This window comes from Streptomyces sp. NPDC094147, assembly GCF_044764265.1.
Taxonomy (GTDB): domain Bacteria; phylum Actinomycetota; class Actinomycetes; order Streptomycetales; family Streptomycetaceae; genus Streptomyces.
On record NZ_JBIWHT010000002.1, the window covers coordinates 55,628 to 70,509 of the forward strand.

Consider the following 14,882-nt stretch of genomic DNA (forward strand, 5'->3'; position numbering starts at 1 on the left):
CCGTCATTCAGAGGGGAACCCCCACATGAAGAAGCCTCTCGTCGGCGCGCTGCTCGGCCTGCTCCTCGTCGGAGCATCGGCAGCCCCGGCCCTGGCCGCGCAGAGTTCCGCCGCGCCGGCCGTTCCCACGGCGAAGACCGCGAAAGCCGCGAAATCCGCGCAGGCGCAAGCGGTCGACTTCGCCGGGACGGTCGCGCTCAGCAACTGTTCGGGCTCCGTGGTCCGCGCGCCCGGCGCGCAGCCGGACGACCCCGCGCTCGTCCTCTCCAACGGCCACTGCCTGGAAACCGGATTCCCCGCCGCCGGCGAGGTCATCACCGACCAGCCCTCGTCCCGCTCCTTCTCGCTGCTCAACGGGTCGGGATCCCCGGTCGCCACCCTGCGCGCCAGTAAGGTCTCGTACGCCACGATGACCGACACGGACATCTCGATCTACCAGCTCAACGAGACGTACGCCCAGATCCAGAGCCAGTACGGGATCAGCGCGCTCACCCTCAACGACCAGCACCCGGTGGCCGGTTCGGGCATCACCGTCGTCTCCGGGTACTGGAAGCGGACCTACAACTGCAACGTGGACGGCTTCGTCTACCAGCTCAAGGAGGGCGACTGGACCTGGAAGGACTCGGTCCGCTACACCTCGTCCTGCAACACCATCGGCGGCACCTCCGGCTCCCCGGTGATCGACACGGCGACCGGCAAGGTCGTCGCCGTCAACAACACCGGCAACGAGAACGGCGAGACCTGCACGGAGAACAACCCGTGCGAGGTCGACGGGAACGGCAACGTCACCATCCACCAGGGCATCAACTACGCCCAGGAGACGTACATCATCGTGCCCTGCATAGGCGCCGGCAGCACGATCGATCTGAGCCTGCCGGGCTGCACACTCCCCAAGCCGTAACGCCCGACCGCTGAGACAGCGGCGCCTCCGCCGGAGCGGAGGCGCCGCTGCCATGCCGGGTCCGTGCTACGGCAGGGCGTGGACGTGCGGTCCGACCGCGCCGGACCAGGCGTTGCCCGACTTGGCGTCCCAGTTGGTGGACCAGGTCATCGCGCCGCGCAGGCCCGGGTACGTCTTCGACGGCTTGAAGGAGCCGCAGCCGGTGCCCTGGGTCAGGCAGTCGAGGGCCGCGTTCACGACCGACGGGGAGACGTAGCCGCTGCCCGCGCCGCTCGTGGAGGCCGGCAGTCCGAGGCCGACCTGCGAGGGGTCGAGGCCGTTCTGGAGCTGGATGCAGGCCAGCGCGGTCAGGAAGTCGACCGTGCCCTGGGAGTAGACGTTGCCGTCGCAGCCGTTCATCGAACCGCTGTTGTAGTACTGCATGTTGACGACGGTCAGGATGTCCTTGATGTTGAGCGCCGTCTTGAAGTACTCGTTCGACGGGGACTGCATGTCGATGGTCTGCGGGGCCATCGTGATGACCAGCCTGCTGCCCGCCTTGGCGGCGAGCGACTTCAACGCCTGTGTCATGTAGGTGGAGTTGAGGCCGTTCTCCAGGTCGATGTCGACGCCGTCGAAGCCGTACGTCTGCATCAGGGAGTACACCGAGCCGGCGAAGTTCGCCGCCGATGCGGAGTCGCTGACGGAGATCGTGCCGTTCTGGCCGCCGATCGAGATGATCACGGACTTGCCCGCCGCGTGCTTGGCGGCGATGTCCGCCTTGAACTGGTCGACGGTGTAGCCGCCGAGCCCGGCCGAGTCCAGGGTGAAGGACACCGCTCCCGGCGTGGTGGTGGCGTCGGCGAAGGCGACCGCGATGATGTCGTAGTCCGACGGCACGTCGCTGATCTTCTGGACGGTCGCGCCGTTGTTGAAGTTCTGCCAGTAGCCGGTCACCGCGTGCCTGGGGACGTTCCCGCCGCCGCTCGGACCGCCGGTCGCCGAGGTCGTGGCGGTGACCGCCGCCGACTTCGGGGACTCGCCCGCCGCATTGGTCGCGGTCACCTGGAACTGGTACGAGGTCGACGCGCTCAGCCCGGTCACGGTCGCCGAACTGCCCGTCACCGACTGCACCTTGGTGCCGTCCCGGTAGACGTTGTAGCCGGTCGCGTTGGACACCGCGCCCCACGACAGGTTCACCGAGGACGAGGTGGCCGAGCCGGCCGCGAGGCCGCCGGGGGCCGCCGGAACGGTCGGCGACGGGCTGCTGCCGCCGCCGTCGGGGCCGTACACGGAGATGTCGTCGGCGTAGTACGCGCTCTGGCCGTACCAGCCGTGCGTGTAGATCTGCACCGAGGTCGTCGAGGCTCCGGTGGTGAACGTCGTGGACAGCTGGCTGTAGCCGCTGCCGGTGCCCGGCGTCCAGGTGGAGACGTCGGTGGTGCCGGTGCCGCTCGCGCCGAGATAGACGTAACTGCCCTGCACCCAGGCGCTCAGCGTGTACGTCGAGTTGGGCCGCACGGCGACGGTCTGCGAACACTGGGCGGTGTCGGAGCCCGACGGGGTGGCCTTGAGGGCGGCGGCCCCGCTGTGCACGGGCGCGGCGACGGTGGTGCCGCTGCCGGCCGAGCAGCTCCAGCCGGTCAGGCCCGACTCGAACCCGGCGTTCTGGGCGTTGTTGACGTCGGCCGCCTGGGCGGTGCCGGAGAGCCCGGCCAGCGAAAGGGCGCCGGCCGCGGCTACGGCCAGGGCGAGCCTTGCGTGTCTCGCGCGGTTCACTTGCTGCCTCCGGTGGGGGAGTTGGGAGGTGGGAGGGGGAGGGGCGCCTTGGTCGCACAACATGGTCCAGACCAATTGGGTTGTCAAGACCTCTGGCAGCGATCCGTACGCGTGCGGCCGCCGCCCGGACCCCGGGAGCCGAAGGATCAATTCCGGCCGGGAGGCGGGCCCGGACTGGCTGACTTTGAACGCAACTTCCGTCCCACCCGCATCAAAGTCGGCCGGGGGAGCACACAGGAAAGGGGAAGACGGTTCTCCGGCCGGTAAGTCGTGGATAAAGTGCTGGTGCAGGTGGGAATTGCAGGGATCAGTCGCGGTCGTGGGGGCTCGCACAGGCTCGCGCGTCCGAACGGAACGGGGGCCGCGCAGTGGCGACCGCGATCAGTGAACGGGGGCCCGCGACGTGCCGACCGCGATAGCCGTGACCAGCCCCGATCTGGTGCTGCCGCCGACCGATCCGCAGACGCCGCTCGCGGCCCTGCTCCAGTCGCCCCGGGCCCAGCCCCTGGACGCGGCACTCGTCGACATGCACCGCCTCCTGGAACAGCACGGATACGTCATCGCGTGCTATCCGGCGTCAATTCCCGCCGCTCACGAAAGGCGGCTGCATACCGTTCGTTCACTCCTGGAAACGGATCGGATCACCCTGATCAAATCCGCGCTTCCGCCGCTCGGACTCGCCATCCTGGTACGGCAGTTGAGGCAGCTGTCGGTCTGCGACTTCAGCCCCGGAGTGGTCGCCTCGGCGGCCCGGCTGCTCTCCCACTACATCCACGCCGGAGCCGTCCTCAACTCCGTGACCCGGCTCGACCGCATCCCGGTCGGCCTCACCGCGCACGCCAAGTCCTGGATGCCGGGCAGCCAGTTCGCCGTCCTCGCCAATCCGGCCCCGCAGCTCGTCAAGATCGGCTCCGCGGACCCTCTCACCGGACCGGACTTCGCCTGCCACCTGCTGCTCGCCCCCGGCACCGTCAACCCCGGCTGGGTGACCACCACCCTCGCCCCCGCCTGGCAGGTCACCGCCGTCCAGGAGGCGGCCGTGCCGGTCGACTCGGCGGCCTGGTGGGGCACCGGCAAGCTCACCGAGTTCGCCGCCTACCTGCCGGACATCTCCGTCCTCTACCAACTCGTCGCCTCCGTACGGCGCGAACAGTGCCGGTGGTGCGCCATGGAGCTCATCGGCGACCGCTGCGGATTCTGCGCCTCCGAGCAGCCCCCCGACGAGGAGCCGGGCCCCGCCGCCCTCGGTCCGGTCCCCGCCTCCGCCTACCGCGCCCGCCCCCTCACCCGGGCCGAACGCCGCCGCGCCATCGCCCCGGGCCCCTGACCCGACACACTCCACGCGCCCGCCCTGTGCCCGCTCTGCCCCACGTCAGCGAACGAGGTCGTACGGTCCATGAACTCCCGCCAGCGCCGCGGCATCATCCTTCTCCTCCTCTCGGTCCTGTGCGCCCTCGGCGCCTTCGCCGGGGTGCTCACGGTGATCAGCGACGTGAACTCCAAGGTGGGGCCGGAAGTGACGGTGTACAAACTCAAGTCGGACATCGCCGCCTACACCCCCTTGAAGGCGGACCTGTTCGCGAGGACGAGCATGCCCAAGCGCTGGCTGTCGCAGGGCGCGGTCACCGACATCTCCGACGTCAACGGCAAAATGGCGGCGACGCGGCTCACGGCCGGATCGCTGCTCCAGGACGGCATGTTCACCGACCGGCCCGAACTCAAGCCGGGCGAGCAGGAGATCGCCATTATGATCGACGCGTCGACCGGGGTCGCCGGAAAGATCAACGGGAGCGACACGGTCAACATCTTCGCCACCTTCGCCGCCACCAAACAGGGTGACACCCCCGTCTCGAAGCTCATCGTTGCGAACGCCCGGGTCATCCAGGTCGGCGCCGTCCAGGCGCTCAACCCGGACGCCTCCGCCAAGAACCAGGCCACCCAGGCCGTCCCGATCACCTTCGCCCTCAACACCCTCGACGCCCAACGGGTCGCCTACGCCGAGTCGTTCGCCACCCATGTCCGCCTCGCGCTCGTCGGCCGGGGCAACGGCGACACCACGATCCCGCCCGGTGACCGTACGTACCGGCTCGAAAAGGACCAGTGAGGCGCGGATGGCCACCAGAATCCTCGCGGCCGTCGCCGACGCCGACGCCGCCCGCTCCGTCACCACCCTGCTCAGCCAGCTCCCCGACGCCGAACCCGCCATGCCCGTCGGCGACTCCACCCACCTCCTCGACACCCTGGCCAGACTGGCGGGGGAGTCCCTGGACGAACTCCCCGAGGTCGTCCTCGTCCACGAACGCATCGGCCCGGTCCCGGCCCTGGAGCTGATCCGCGAGGTCGCCCTGCGCTTCCCCGCCGTCGGCGTCGTCCTGATCTCCTCCGACGCGGGACCCGCCGTGTTCTCCGCCGCCATGGACTCCGGCGCCCGCGGCCTGGTCGCGCTGCCCCTGTCCTACGAAGAGCTCGCGGTACGCGTCCAGGCGGCGGCCCAGTGGTCCGCGGGCGTACGCCGCCACCTGGGCGCGAGCCTCGACGTGTTCACCGGACCCGGCGGCACCGTCACCACCGTCACCGGCGCCAAGGGAGGCGTCGGCACCACCCTGGTCGCCGTCCAACTGGCGCTCGCCGCACGGGCGTCGGGCCGCACCGTCGTCCTCGTGGACATGGACCTCCAGGCGGGCGACGTCGCCTCCTACCTCGACGTCCAGTTCCGGCGTTCCGTCGCCGACCTCGCCGCGATCACCGACATCTCGCCCCGCGTCCTCGCCGACGCCGTCTTCAACCACGAGAGCGGACTCGCCCTGCTGCTCGCCCCCGGCGAGGGCGAACGCGGCGAGGAGGTCACCGACCGCGCCGCCCGCCAGATCATCGGCGCCCTGCGCACCCGCTACGAAGCCGTCGTCGTGGACTGCGGCACCCAGATGAACGCGGCCAACGCCGCCGCCGTCGAAATGGCCGACACGGCCCTCCTGGTCACCACCCCCGACGTGGTGTCGGTACGGGGCGCCAAGCGGACCGTACGGATGTGGGACCGGCTCCAGATCCGCAAGGCCGAGGAGACCACCAGCGTCGTCAACCGGCACACCCGGCACACCGAGATCCAGCCCCCGCTCGTCCAGAAGATCACCGGCACCCGGGTCGCGCAGACCGCCGTCCCCGCCCACTTCAAGGAACTCCAGTCCGTGGTCGACGCGGGCCGCCTCCACGACCTCGACGGCAAGAGCACCGTCAGGCAGGCCCTGTGGGCACTCGCGGGCGAGCTCGGCCTCCTGAAGGCCCCGGAGGGGAGAGCCAGGGCGCGGGCGGCCCGCGGCTCCGGCCTCGTGCTCAGGCGGAGGGGCGGCTGATGCGGATCCGGGCCGGCGAACGGGACCGGGGCCAGACCGTCATCGAGTTCATCGGCGTGGTCCCGCTGATCATTGTGCTGCTCGTCGCGCTGTGGCAGTGCGCCCTGGTCGGCTACACGTTCGTCCTCGCGGGCAACGCGGCGGACGAAGGGGCGCGGGCGGGCGCGGCGGCGGCGGGCGATGCGGCGGTGGCCTGCGGTTCCGCCGCGCGCAAGGAACTGCCCTCCGCGTGGGACTCCGCCATCGACTGCGCGCCGGACGGCGGCATGTACCGGGCCAAGGTCACCCTGCGCATCCCCGTCCTGATCCCCGGTGTCCTCAACGGGTACCCCATCGACGGCACCGCCGCCCACGTGAAGGAGGGCTGAGCCATGGGTGTCCGTACGCGAGGAGCACGCGACCGGGGCCAAGTCGCCCTCGAATACATCGGGTTCGTCGCCATCCTGCTGCTCGTCGGCCTCGCCGCGATCCAGCTCGGCGTCGCCGCGTACGCCGCGAACCAGGCGGGGACGGGGGCGCGGGCGGCGGCGCGGGCGGCGAGCCTGGACGACCCGGCGGGGGTGAGCCCGCAGGCGGCCGTGGCGGCGGCGGTCAGCGGGTGGCTGCATCCCAAGCCCGAGGGGTCGGTGGGCGGCGGCCAGGCGACGTACACGGTGACCGTCGAGATCCCCAGCGTCATCCCCGGCATCTCCGACTTCGGCACCGCCACCCGCACCTCCACCATGCCCAAGCTGCACCAGGACTGACCCGACATGACTGGAGACGAGACATGAGCCTGCGGGCGCGCATCGCCGTCCCCGAGGAGAGCGGCGCCGGGCCCGAGGACGGCCATCTGGTCGCCTCCTTCCGGGCCAAGCTCCTGGAGGAGATCGACCTCGCGGAGATGTCCTCGCTGGCCGCCGCCGAGCGCCGGGCCCGCCTGGAGCGGGTGCTCGGGCACATCATCAGCCGCGAGGGCCCGGTGCTCTCCACCACCGAGCGCGCCCAGCTCATCCGGCGCGTGGTGGACGAGGCGCTCGGCCTCGGCATCCTCGAACCGCTCCTCGAAGACGCCTCCATCACCGAGATCATGGTCAACGGCCCCGACCAGATATTCGTGGAGCGCGGCGGCCGGGTGGAGCAACTGCCGCTGCGGTTCGCCTCGCACGAGCAGCTGATGCAGACGATCGAGCGGATCGTGTCGACCGTCAACCGCCGCGTGGACGAGTCGAATCCGATGGTCGACGCCCGGCTGCCGTCCGGCGAACGCGTCAACGTGATCATCCCGCCGCTCTCGCTGACCGGCGCCACCCTCACCATCCGCCGCTTCCCGAGGTCCTTCACGCTCCAGGAGATGATCGCCTTCGGCTCGCTCGACGAGCACATGCTGCTGCTGCTCGCCGGGCTCGTCCAGGCCAGGTTCAACATCATCGTGTCGGGGGCCACCGGCACCGGGAAGACGACGCTGCTCAACGCGCTCTCCGGGCTGATCCCGCCGCATGAGCGCATCATCACCATCGAGGACTCCGCCGAGCTCCAGCTCCAGCAGGCCCACGTCATCCGGCTGGAATCGCGGCCCCCGAACGTCGAGGGAAAGGGCCACATCTCCATCCGCGACCTGGTGCGCAACTCGCTGCGCATGCGCCCCGACCGGATCGTGGTCGGTGAGGTACGCGGCGGCGAGTCGCTCGACATGCTCCAGGCGATGTCCACCGGCCACGACGGCTCGCTCGCCACCGTCCACGCCAACAGCGCCGAGGACGCCCTGATGCGGCTCCAGACCCTGGCCTCCATGTCGGAGGTCGAGGTCCCCTTCGAAGCGCTGCACGACCAGATCAACTCGGCCGTCGACGTCATCGTCCAGCTCACCCGGCACGCCGACGGCGCCCGCAAGATCACCGAGATCGCGGTCCTCGAATCGCACGGCCGCGACCCGTACCGCATCACCACCGTCTGCCGCTTCGACGCCCAGCCGATGGCGGCGGACGGCCGCATCCACGGCCGGTTCCAGTACTTCCCGCTGCCCCGCCGCGTCGCCGACCGCCTCTACCTCGCCAACCAGCCCGTCCCGCAGGCCTACGGCGTCGCCTCCCGCGCCGAACAGCTCGCCGTCCGGCACGCCAATTGACAGGGATCGCGCCGATGAACCTCTCCTTCCTCACGCTCGGCGTCACCCTGCTCGCCGGGGTCCTCGCGGTCCTGGGGCTGCGCTCGTACGCCGCGGGCCGGGCCCAGCGCGAGGCCCTGATCGACCGGCTCAGCAACCCGGGCGCCCCGGCCGCGGCCGGCCGGCACCGCCCGTTCCGGGGCGTGGACCGCCGACTGCGCGGTACGAAGCTGGGCCGCCGCATCGAACGGAAGCTGGCCGCCACCGGCCTCGACCTGACCCCCGGCGAGTTCTTCGTCTACATGCTGGCCGGGGTGGCCGCCCTGTGGCTGATCGCCGCCTCCGTACTCGCCGCGTTCTTCGGCCCCCTCGCGGGCCTCGCCGGACTGTGGAGCGCCAACTCGTTCCTCAACTGGCAGCGCCAGAAACGCATCGAGCGCTTCATCAACCAGCTTCCCGAACTGTCCCGGATCCTCGCCAACGCCACCCAGGCCGGCCTCGCGCTGCGGACCGCGATCGCCATGGCGGCCGAGGAGATGGAGGCCCCGGCGGGCGAGGAACTGGGCCGGGTCACCGACCGGCTCGCCATGGGCGAATCCCTGGACGACGCGCTCGGCGAACTCGCGGACCGCCTGCCGTCACGCGAACTGGTCGTCCTCGTCACGACGCTGGTGCTCTCCAACCGGGCGGGCGGTACCGTCGTCAGCTCGCTGCGCAACCTGACCACCACCCTGGAGGAGCGCAAGGAGACCCGCCGCGAGGTGCGCACCACCCTCGCCCAGGTCACGGTCACCGCGTACGCCGTACCCGGCTTCGGCATAGCGGCGCTCCTCATGCTGAACGCGGTGATGCCGGGCGCCCTCGACCGCATGACGGGCGCCTTCCTCGGCCAGGCGGCCGTCATCGTCGCGATCGCCCTGTACGCACTCGGATTCTTCGTGGTCCGCCGGCTGTCCCGCATCGACGTATGAGCCCGCACCACCGGTGGGAGAGAGGGGAGTGAGCACCACATGGGACTGCTCTTCGCGGCCCTGATGGGCCTGAGCGTGTACGGGATGTTCCTCGGCATCCGCATGTACCGGGCCGAGGTGAAGCTCCCGAGCGACCTCGCCATAGCGCTGGAGGTCGGCGCGACGCGCACCACGGCCGTCGGCTCGGCCGTCGACCGGATCGGCATGCGCTGGGCGCCCGCGGTGCTGCGGATGATGGGGCCCGAGCGGGTCGCGAGGAAGCGCCGCCAGATCGACTTGGCGGGCAACCCGGGCGGCCTCACCGTCGACCGCTACGCGGCCCGCCGCGCCGTGTACGGCATCCTCGGCGCGGCCGCCGCGTTCATCATGCTGCTCGAAGGCCACTGGATCGTCGCCCTGTTCATGGTGGCCTTCGCGCTGTTCTGGGTCGAGGTCGGCATCTGGTCGGCCGTCCGGGTCCGCCGCGACCACATCGAGCGCACCCTGCCCGACTTCCTCGACGTGCTCGCCGTCGTCGTCAGCGCCGGACTCGGCTTCCGCCAGGCCCTGGACCGGGTCGCCGAGAAGTACGAGGGCCCCTGGGCCGACGAACTGCGCATCACCCTGCGCCAGATGGACATGGGCGTCAGCCGCCGCCAGGCCTTCGAGGAACTGCGCAAGCGCAACGACTCCGAACAGGTCGCCATGTTCGTCACCGCGCTCCAGCAGGGCGAGGAACTGGGCGCGCCGATCGTGGACACACTGATCGCGATCGCCGCCGACATGCGCCGCACCGACGCGCAGAACGCCCGCCGCAAGGCGGCCCGCGCGGTACCGAAGGCCACCTTCGCCGTCACCACGTTCCTCCTCCCCGGCACCCTGATCCTCCTCAGCGTGGGCTTCGTCTACGGAGCCAACCTGGACTTCGGGGGCTTCCTGGGAGGCCCGAAGTGACCCTCCAACTCGCCCTGGGGGCAAGGGGGTTGAACATGATCGGCCGCAGCGCGGTCACGGAGTCCGTGCCGCCGCCCACCCTCGCCCTCCAGATCAACGCACTCCAGGCGATGTGCCGCCAGGTGTTCGGCTTCCGCCTGGCGATGATCGCGATCGGCGCGCCGTTCGCGCTCGCGGGCGCCGCCCGGGGCGCGCCGGGCCTGCTGATAGGGGCCGCGGTCCTGGTCACCTTCATGGGCTCGTACGTCCTGTTCCGCGACTGGGAGCGCTTCGGCCCGCTCCTGCTGCGCCACCCCTGGCTGCTCGCCGTGGACGCGCTGCTCGGCGCGCTCCTGCTGATCACGGCGACCCCCGAGTCCCCCCTCGGGTACGTCACCATCTGCACCCCGCTGCTCGCGGGCCTGGTCTACGGCTGGCGCGGCGCGGGCGTCTTCGCGGGCCTCCAGGTGGCGATCCTGACCCTGGTGTACGCGACGAGCCGGCCGCACACCGCGGACCCCTCGGCACTGCTGCTGCCCGGATTCTGCGTGATCGCGGGCGCGGTCGGGGTGACGATCCGCAATCTGCTGTTCCGCTTCGGCGCCGCGAGCCAGGCCCTCACCGAGACCCGGGCCCGCCTCGCCGTGCACGACGCGGTCGAGGAGGAGCGGGCCCGGCTCGCCCGCGACATGCACGACTCGGTGGCGAAGACCCTGCACGGGCTGGCCCTCGCCGCCGACGGCCTGGCCGCGTCGGCCGACCGCATGGACCCGAGCGCGGTCAGAGACCGGGCCGAACTGGTGGCCCGCTCCGCCCGCCGGGCCGCCGCGGAATCCCGCGAACTGCTCGCCGACCTGAGGCAGGGGCCCGGCGAGGTGGACGTGCTGCGCGAACTCGCCTCAGACGTACGGGACTTCGAGCACCGAACCGGGGTGCGCGCGGTGTGGTCCCCCCTCCCGGGCGACCCGGCACCCCCCGTCCCGGCGCGGGTGGCCCGCCACCTCCTCACCATCGCGAGCGAGGCGATGGACAACGCGCACCGGCATGCCGGCCCGGCCCGGATCGAGGTGACGGCGGGCGTCGAGGGTGCCATGCTCCGCCTCAGCGTCCACGACAACGGACCGGGCCTCCCACCCGGCACCACCCTCGACGACCTGAAACGTACGGGCCACTTCGGCCTGGTGGGCATGGTCGAACGGGCCGCCGCGATCGGCGCCCGCATCAGGGTGGGCCGGGGCACGGCGGCAAGGGGCACGGAGGTCCGGGTGGAAATCCCGCTGAGCGCACTGAGGGGGTCGAGCCATGGGGGATGACGTGTCGTACGGCTCGGGGCAGGGGTGGGCGCACGAGGACGCCGCTGCCGTGCCGCACGGCCGGACGGGGTCCCTGCGGATCGTGATCGCGGACGACAACCCGGTCGTACGGGCCGGTCTGACCGCGCTGCTGCACGGCCGCCACGACATCGAGGTGGCCGCGGAGGCCGCCGACGGCCGCGCGGCCCACGAGGCCGCGGTGCGCCACCGCCCCGACGTGATCCTGCTCGACGTGCGCATGCCGGGCGTCGACGGCATCGCGGCGCTCCCGCACCTCGTACGCCTGGCGCCGGTGATGATGCTGACGTACAGCCGCGAGAGCGAGATCGTGCGCGAGGCCCTGCGGCTCGGGGCCGGGGGCTACCTGGTCCACGGCGAGTTCACCGCCGACGAACTGGTCACGGCGGTAAGGGGGATGAAGGAAGGGCGAGCGGCCTTCACCGCCACGGCGGTGAACACCCTCCTCGCCCACGTACGCGGGCAACCGGACCGACCGACTGCCACTTCGGCCACTTCCGCGGAATCCCTTTCGCAACTGCAACCGGTTGTGGCACAGTCGTCAACTGCGCAGTGGTCAGTCTCCATGCGCAACAGGGAAGATTTCAGGCTGAGTTCGCGGGAGGCCGAGGTGATGGAGTTGATCGCGGCGGGCATGAGCAATCAGCAGATCGCGGCCACCTGCTTCATCAGCGAGAAGACGGTCAAGAACCACATCAACCGGATCTTCGCCAAGCTGCGCAGCACGACCCGCAGCGAGGCGGTCGCACGCTGGCTGGGGGCGAGCCATGCGTAACCCCCGACTTTGGGCCCGGAATTGGGCCCCTGGGCCCTCGCTCGTGCCGAACGCCCCGACTTACGTTCCCGGTGACGCACCCAGCGCCGCAACCGGAGGAGAGCCGCGAAATGCCGCAGGACACTCTGCTGAAAACCGCCGTCGCAGCCCAGCTCCGCGCAACTGGCTGGCGGGACACGGCGGTTGCCCGCATCCAACGCCGGTACGCGGGGCGGGACGGGGCCGTCCGGGACCGGGACCGGGACCGGGGGCAGACGTCGTTCGAGTATCTGGGGATCATTTTGGTGGTGGTGGCGATCATCGGCGGGATCATGGCGACGGGGATCGGGACGTCCATCACCAACAAGATCAAGGAACAGATCGACAAGATCAAGGCGGGCGGCTGATCCCACACCTGCGTCAGGACAGAGGGCAGGCCTTCCCCATCTACGTCGTGATGGTGGCGGGCCTGCTCTTTCTTGCGTTCGCCTTCTTCGCGGTCGGCCAGGCGGCGGCCACGCGCAACGGAGCCCAGGGGGCGGCCGATTCGGCGGCGCTTGCGGCAGCACAGCGCGCTCGCGAAGACCTGGGACCGAAGCTCCTCGCCGCGCTCACGGCGCCCGGCGGCCTGGACGACATCTTCAAGGTCGGGACCTTTGTCGCCGCCGCCCACCACGAAGCCGTGAGTTTCGCCGCGAAGAACCACTCCGACCTGTCGGGGTGGGATCCGCACCCCGGTCGGGTCGGACAGTTCAAGTTCACCGTGACGGTCCAGACTCAGTACACCGTGGGCAAGTCGGTGATCCCGGGCACGGAGCAGGACCACGCGAAGGCCAGCGCCACGGCGGTGATCGAGCTTCGATGCGGTCTTCCGCCCGGCGGTAGCGGCGGTAACGACCCGAAGCCGCCGGTCACGATCACGTGTGACGGACGGGACATGCCCGTCGACCCGTTGCCGAAGCTGGAGAAGATCTTCACCGTGAAACTGGTCGACTGACAGCGACCGACGAGCAGAGGAATCGCACCGATGAGTGTTCGGCATACGTTGAGGCCCCGGAGGGGGGCCGTGGCGGCGGTGATGGTGGTCGCCCTGGCATTCACCGTCGCCGGATGCGGCGGCAGCGGCAAGGACAACAAGGGAAGCGCCAACAACTCCGGTCGTTCACAGTCGACTTCGGCCGGTGCGAGCCAGCAGTCGGACGGCTCCTCGCCGAAGCAGGACCCCGCAGTCAAGCTCGCGGAAGCCACCGGACAGGGTGGGATCGACCTCACCATCAACAGCGTGGCGCGTGACTCGGGCGGATTCCTCACCGTGTCAGGCCAGTTGAAGAACCCCGGTGCGCAGAACTTCGTAGATACGTCCGGTTGGGTCGGCACCGAGAAGGACGTGCTGGCCAGCGGCGACTCCGTGGCGGGGGCGACGCTCGTCGACAAGGTCGGCAAGAAGCGCTACTACGTCCTGCGCGACACGGGCGGCAAGTGCCTCTGCACGATGGGCATCGTGGGGGTGAAGGCGGGCCAGACCGTCCCCTTCTTCGCTCAGTTCCCCGCCCCCCCGAACGGCACCAAGCAGGTCGACTTCCAGCTTCCGACCTTCCCCACCATGACCGTCCCCGTCTCCGGGTGATCACGCGATGACCAGAACCCGGCACGCAGCCGTAGCGATCGCCGCAGCCCTCGTCCTGGCCGCCGGCGGCACCACCGCGTACGCCGACGAGACACCGAGCAGCCCCCCACTGCCCGGCACCGAGGCGACGACCGATCCCTCCATGAAGGTCGACAGCACCTCGCCCAACCTCAAGCTCCCCGAAGGCGGCACGCTCGCGGCCCCCAAGGTGCTGGACATCAAGTCGATCGTCGAGGACCAGGGCGGCGAGGAGCGGCGCTCCGACACGAACTCGTCGGTGACGTTCGCCCTCCAGGCCGAGGTCCTGTTCGCGATGGACAGCGCGGACCTCTCGCCCGAAGCCAACGACCGCATTCAGGGCATTGCCGCCGAGATCAAGAAGCAGAAGGCGACCAGTGTCCGCGTCTTCGGATTCACCGACAACCTCGGTACGCACGAACACGGCCTCGTGCTCTCCAAGCAGCGCGCCGACGCCGTACAGAAGGCGCTCTCGCTGTCCCTCGGCCCCGATGTCACCTTCGAGATCCGGGGTTACGCCGAGGACTATCCCATCTCCGACAATTCCACGGAAGACGGCCGTAAGAAGAACCGCCGGGTGGAAGTCAGTTTCACCCGGAGCAGCGGCTAGAAGAGGGCCCGGTCGGGTGCCTGACTATGCTGTTCACTGCGCGGTGTGTGTGCGGGACGGTTGCGCCGCTCCGGTTGTTCTTGGGAGAGGTGAGGGTGTGGCCAAGCCTGTACGTGCGGCTATCGGGAATGTGTGGATCAAGTGCACATTCTGTCAGGGCGATCAGTTTCGGGAACGCGAGGTGAAACTCAACAGCTCAGGTATGGAGTTCATGAACTTCGGCTGGGCGAACGAGTCGGCGAATGGGCTGATCTGCTGGAATTGTGGCTATGTGCACCTGTTCGTGAACAGGGATCTCAAACTGTACAAAGCGAAGAAGGACGAGGGGTGACGTAGGCCCCCTCGCGGCTGGTCGGCGGGCGCAGGTCCTGGTCAGAGCAGGTGGTCCGCCTTGCCGGCCTTGATCTCGCGGATGAGGTTCCGCAGGGCCTCACGGCTGTCGGTGAGGTAGCGGTCCTCCTGTCCGGCGACAGCGATGTAGCCGTTGCCGCCACTGTCGACCCCGAGGCGGAAGCAGTTGTTGCCCTCGCCGCAGTACGGCTCTTCCCACTCGATGGGGGTCAT

18 protein-coding genes are annotated in these 14,882 nt (G+C 70.2%); 16 read left to right on the forward strand and 2 right to left on the reverse strand.

The window, feature by feature from the left end; genetic code table 11:
* Positions 1-25 precede the first annotated feature (25 nt).
* Positions 26-901: a serine protease gene (locus ACIQ8J_RS05660; RefSeq protein ID WP_403267605.1), complete on the forward strand. Its 876-nt coding sequence runs from the start codon at positions 26-28 to the stop codon at positions 899-901.
* Positions 902-967: 66 nt separating this feature from the next.
* Here ACIQ8J_RS05660 and ACIQ8J_RS05665 read toward each other — a convergent pair whose 3' ends face one another.
* Positions 968-2,722 (reverse strand): chitinase, encoded by a 1,755-nt coding sequence (locus ACIQ8J_RS05665; protein WP_403267602.1) that lies wholly within the window; start codon positions 2,720-2,722, stop codon positions 968-970.
* Between the two features lie 340 nt (positions 2,723-3,062).
* Here ACIQ8J_RS05665 and ACIQ8J_RS05670 point away from each other — a divergent pair, with 340 nt between their 5' ends.
* From ACIQ8J_RS05670 to ACIQ8J_RS05740, 15 genes are all read left to right on the forward strand, one after another.
* On the forward strand, positions 3,063-3,986 hold the full coding sequence (locus tag ACIQ8J_RS05670) for a hypothetical protein (protein ID WP_403267599.1): 924 nt from the start codon (positions 3,063-3,065) through the stop codon (positions 3,984-3,986).
* A gap of 69 nt (positions 3,987-4,055) precedes the next feature.
* On the forward strand, positions 4,056-4,763 hold the full coding sequence (gene cpaB / locus ACIQ8J_RS05675; RefSeq protein WP_403267596.1) for a Flp pilus assembly protein CpaB: 708 nt from the start codon (positions 4,056-4,058) through the stop codon (positions 4,761-4,763).
* Between the two features lie 7 nt (positions 4,764-4,770).
* The gene (locus ACIQ8J_RS05680) at positions 4,771-6,009 is read left to right on the forward strand and encodes a CpaE family protein (RefSeq protein WP_403267594.1); all 1,239 of its coding nucleotides are present in this window, start codon (positions 4,771-4,773) and stop codon (positions 6,007-6,009) included.
* Positions 6,009-6,377 (forward strand): TadE/TadG family type IV pilus assembly protein, encoded by a 369-nt coding sequence (locus ACIQ8J_RS05685; protein WP_403267592.1) that lies wholly within the window; start codon positions 6,009-6,011, stop codon positions 6,375-6,377. Before ACIQ8J_RS05680 ends, ACIQ8J_RS05685 begins: the two co-directional genes overlap by 1 nt.
* Before the next feature lie 3 nt (positions 6,378-6,380).
* Entirely contained in the window at positions 6,381-6,755 is a 375-nt protein-coding gene (locus tag ACIQ8J_RS05690) for a septum site-determining protein (protein ID WP_403267589.1), read from the forward strand.
* A gap of 23 nt (positions 6,756-6,778) precedes the next feature.
* Entirely contained in the window at positions 6,779-8,116 is a 1,338-nt protein-coding gene (locus ACIQ8J_RS05695) for a CpaF family protein (protein WP_403267586.1), read from the forward strand.
* 14 nt (positions 8,117-8,130) lie between these two features.
* Positions 8,131-9,066 (forward strand): type II secretion system F family protein, encoded by a 936-nt coding sequence (locus ACIQ8J_RS05700; protein ID WP_403267584.1) that lies wholly within the window; start codon positions 8,131-8,133, stop codon positions 9,064-9,066.
* 39 nt (positions 9,067-9,105) lie between these two features.
* A complete protein-coding gene (locus tag ACIQ8J_RS05705) occupies positions 9,106-9,999 on the forward strand; it encodes a DUF5936 domain-containing protein (RefSeq protein WP_403267582.1) in 894 nt (297 codons plus the stop codon).
* A 35-nt stretch (positions 10,000-10,034) separates the two neighbouring features.
* Entirely contained in the window at positions 10,035-11,291 is a 1,257-nt protein-coding gene (locus tag ACIQ8J_RS05710) for a sensor histidine kinase (protein ID WP_403267579.1), read from the forward strand.
* Positions 11,281-12,084 carry a response regulator gene (locus ACIQ8J_RS05715; protein ID WP_403267576.1) on the forward strand — a complete coding sequence of 268 codons (804 nt, stop codon included), beginning with the start codon at positions 11,281-11,283 and terminating at the stop codon, positions 12,082-12,084. Before ACIQ8J_RS05710 ends, ACIQ8J_RS05715 begins: the two co-directional genes overlap by 11 nt.
* A gap of 110 nt (positions 12,085-12,194) precedes the next feature.
* Entirely contained in the window at positions 12,195-12,470 is a 276-nt protein-coding gene (locus tag ACIQ8J_RS05720) for a hypothetical protein (RefSeq protein WP_403267787.1), read from the forward strand.
* Between the two features lie 8 nt (positions 12,471-12,478).
* Complete coding sequence (locus ACIQ8J_RS05725) at positions 12,479-13,060, forward strand: pilus assembly protein TadG-related protein (protein ID WP_403607761.1); 582 nt, start codon at positions 12,479-12,481, stop codon at positions 13,058-13,060.
* A 69-nt stretch (positions 13,061-13,129) separates the two neighbouring features.
* Positions 13,130-13,690 (forward strand): hypothetical protein, encoded by a 561-nt coding sequence (locus ACIQ8J_RS05730; RefSeq protein ID WP_403267573.1) that lies wholly within the window; start codon positions 13,130-13,132, stop codon positions 13,688-13,690.
* 7 nt (positions 13,691-13,697) lie between these two features.
* Positions 13,698-14,318: an OmpA family protein gene (locus ACIQ8J_RS05735; RefSeq protein ID WP_403267570.1), complete on the forward strand. Its 621-nt coding sequence runs from the start codon at positions 13,698-13,700 to the stop codon at positions 14,316-14,318.
* 97 nt (positions 14,319-14,415) lie between these two features.
* Positions 14,416-14,649: a hypothetical protein gene (locus ACIQ8J_RS05740; protein WP_403267568.1), complete on the forward strand. Its 234-nt coding sequence runs from the start codon at positions 14,416-14,418 to the stop codon at positions 14,647-14,649.
* Between the two features lie 41 nt (positions 14,650-14,690).
* Here ACIQ8J_RS05740 and ACIQ8J_RS05745 read toward each other — a convergent pair whose 3' ends face one another.
* Positions 14,691-14,882 (reverse strand): hypothetical protein, encoded by a 192-nt coding sequence (locus tag ACIQ8J_RS05745; RefSeq protein ID WP_403267566.1) that lies wholly within the window; start codon positions 14,880-14,882, stop codon positions 14,691-14,693.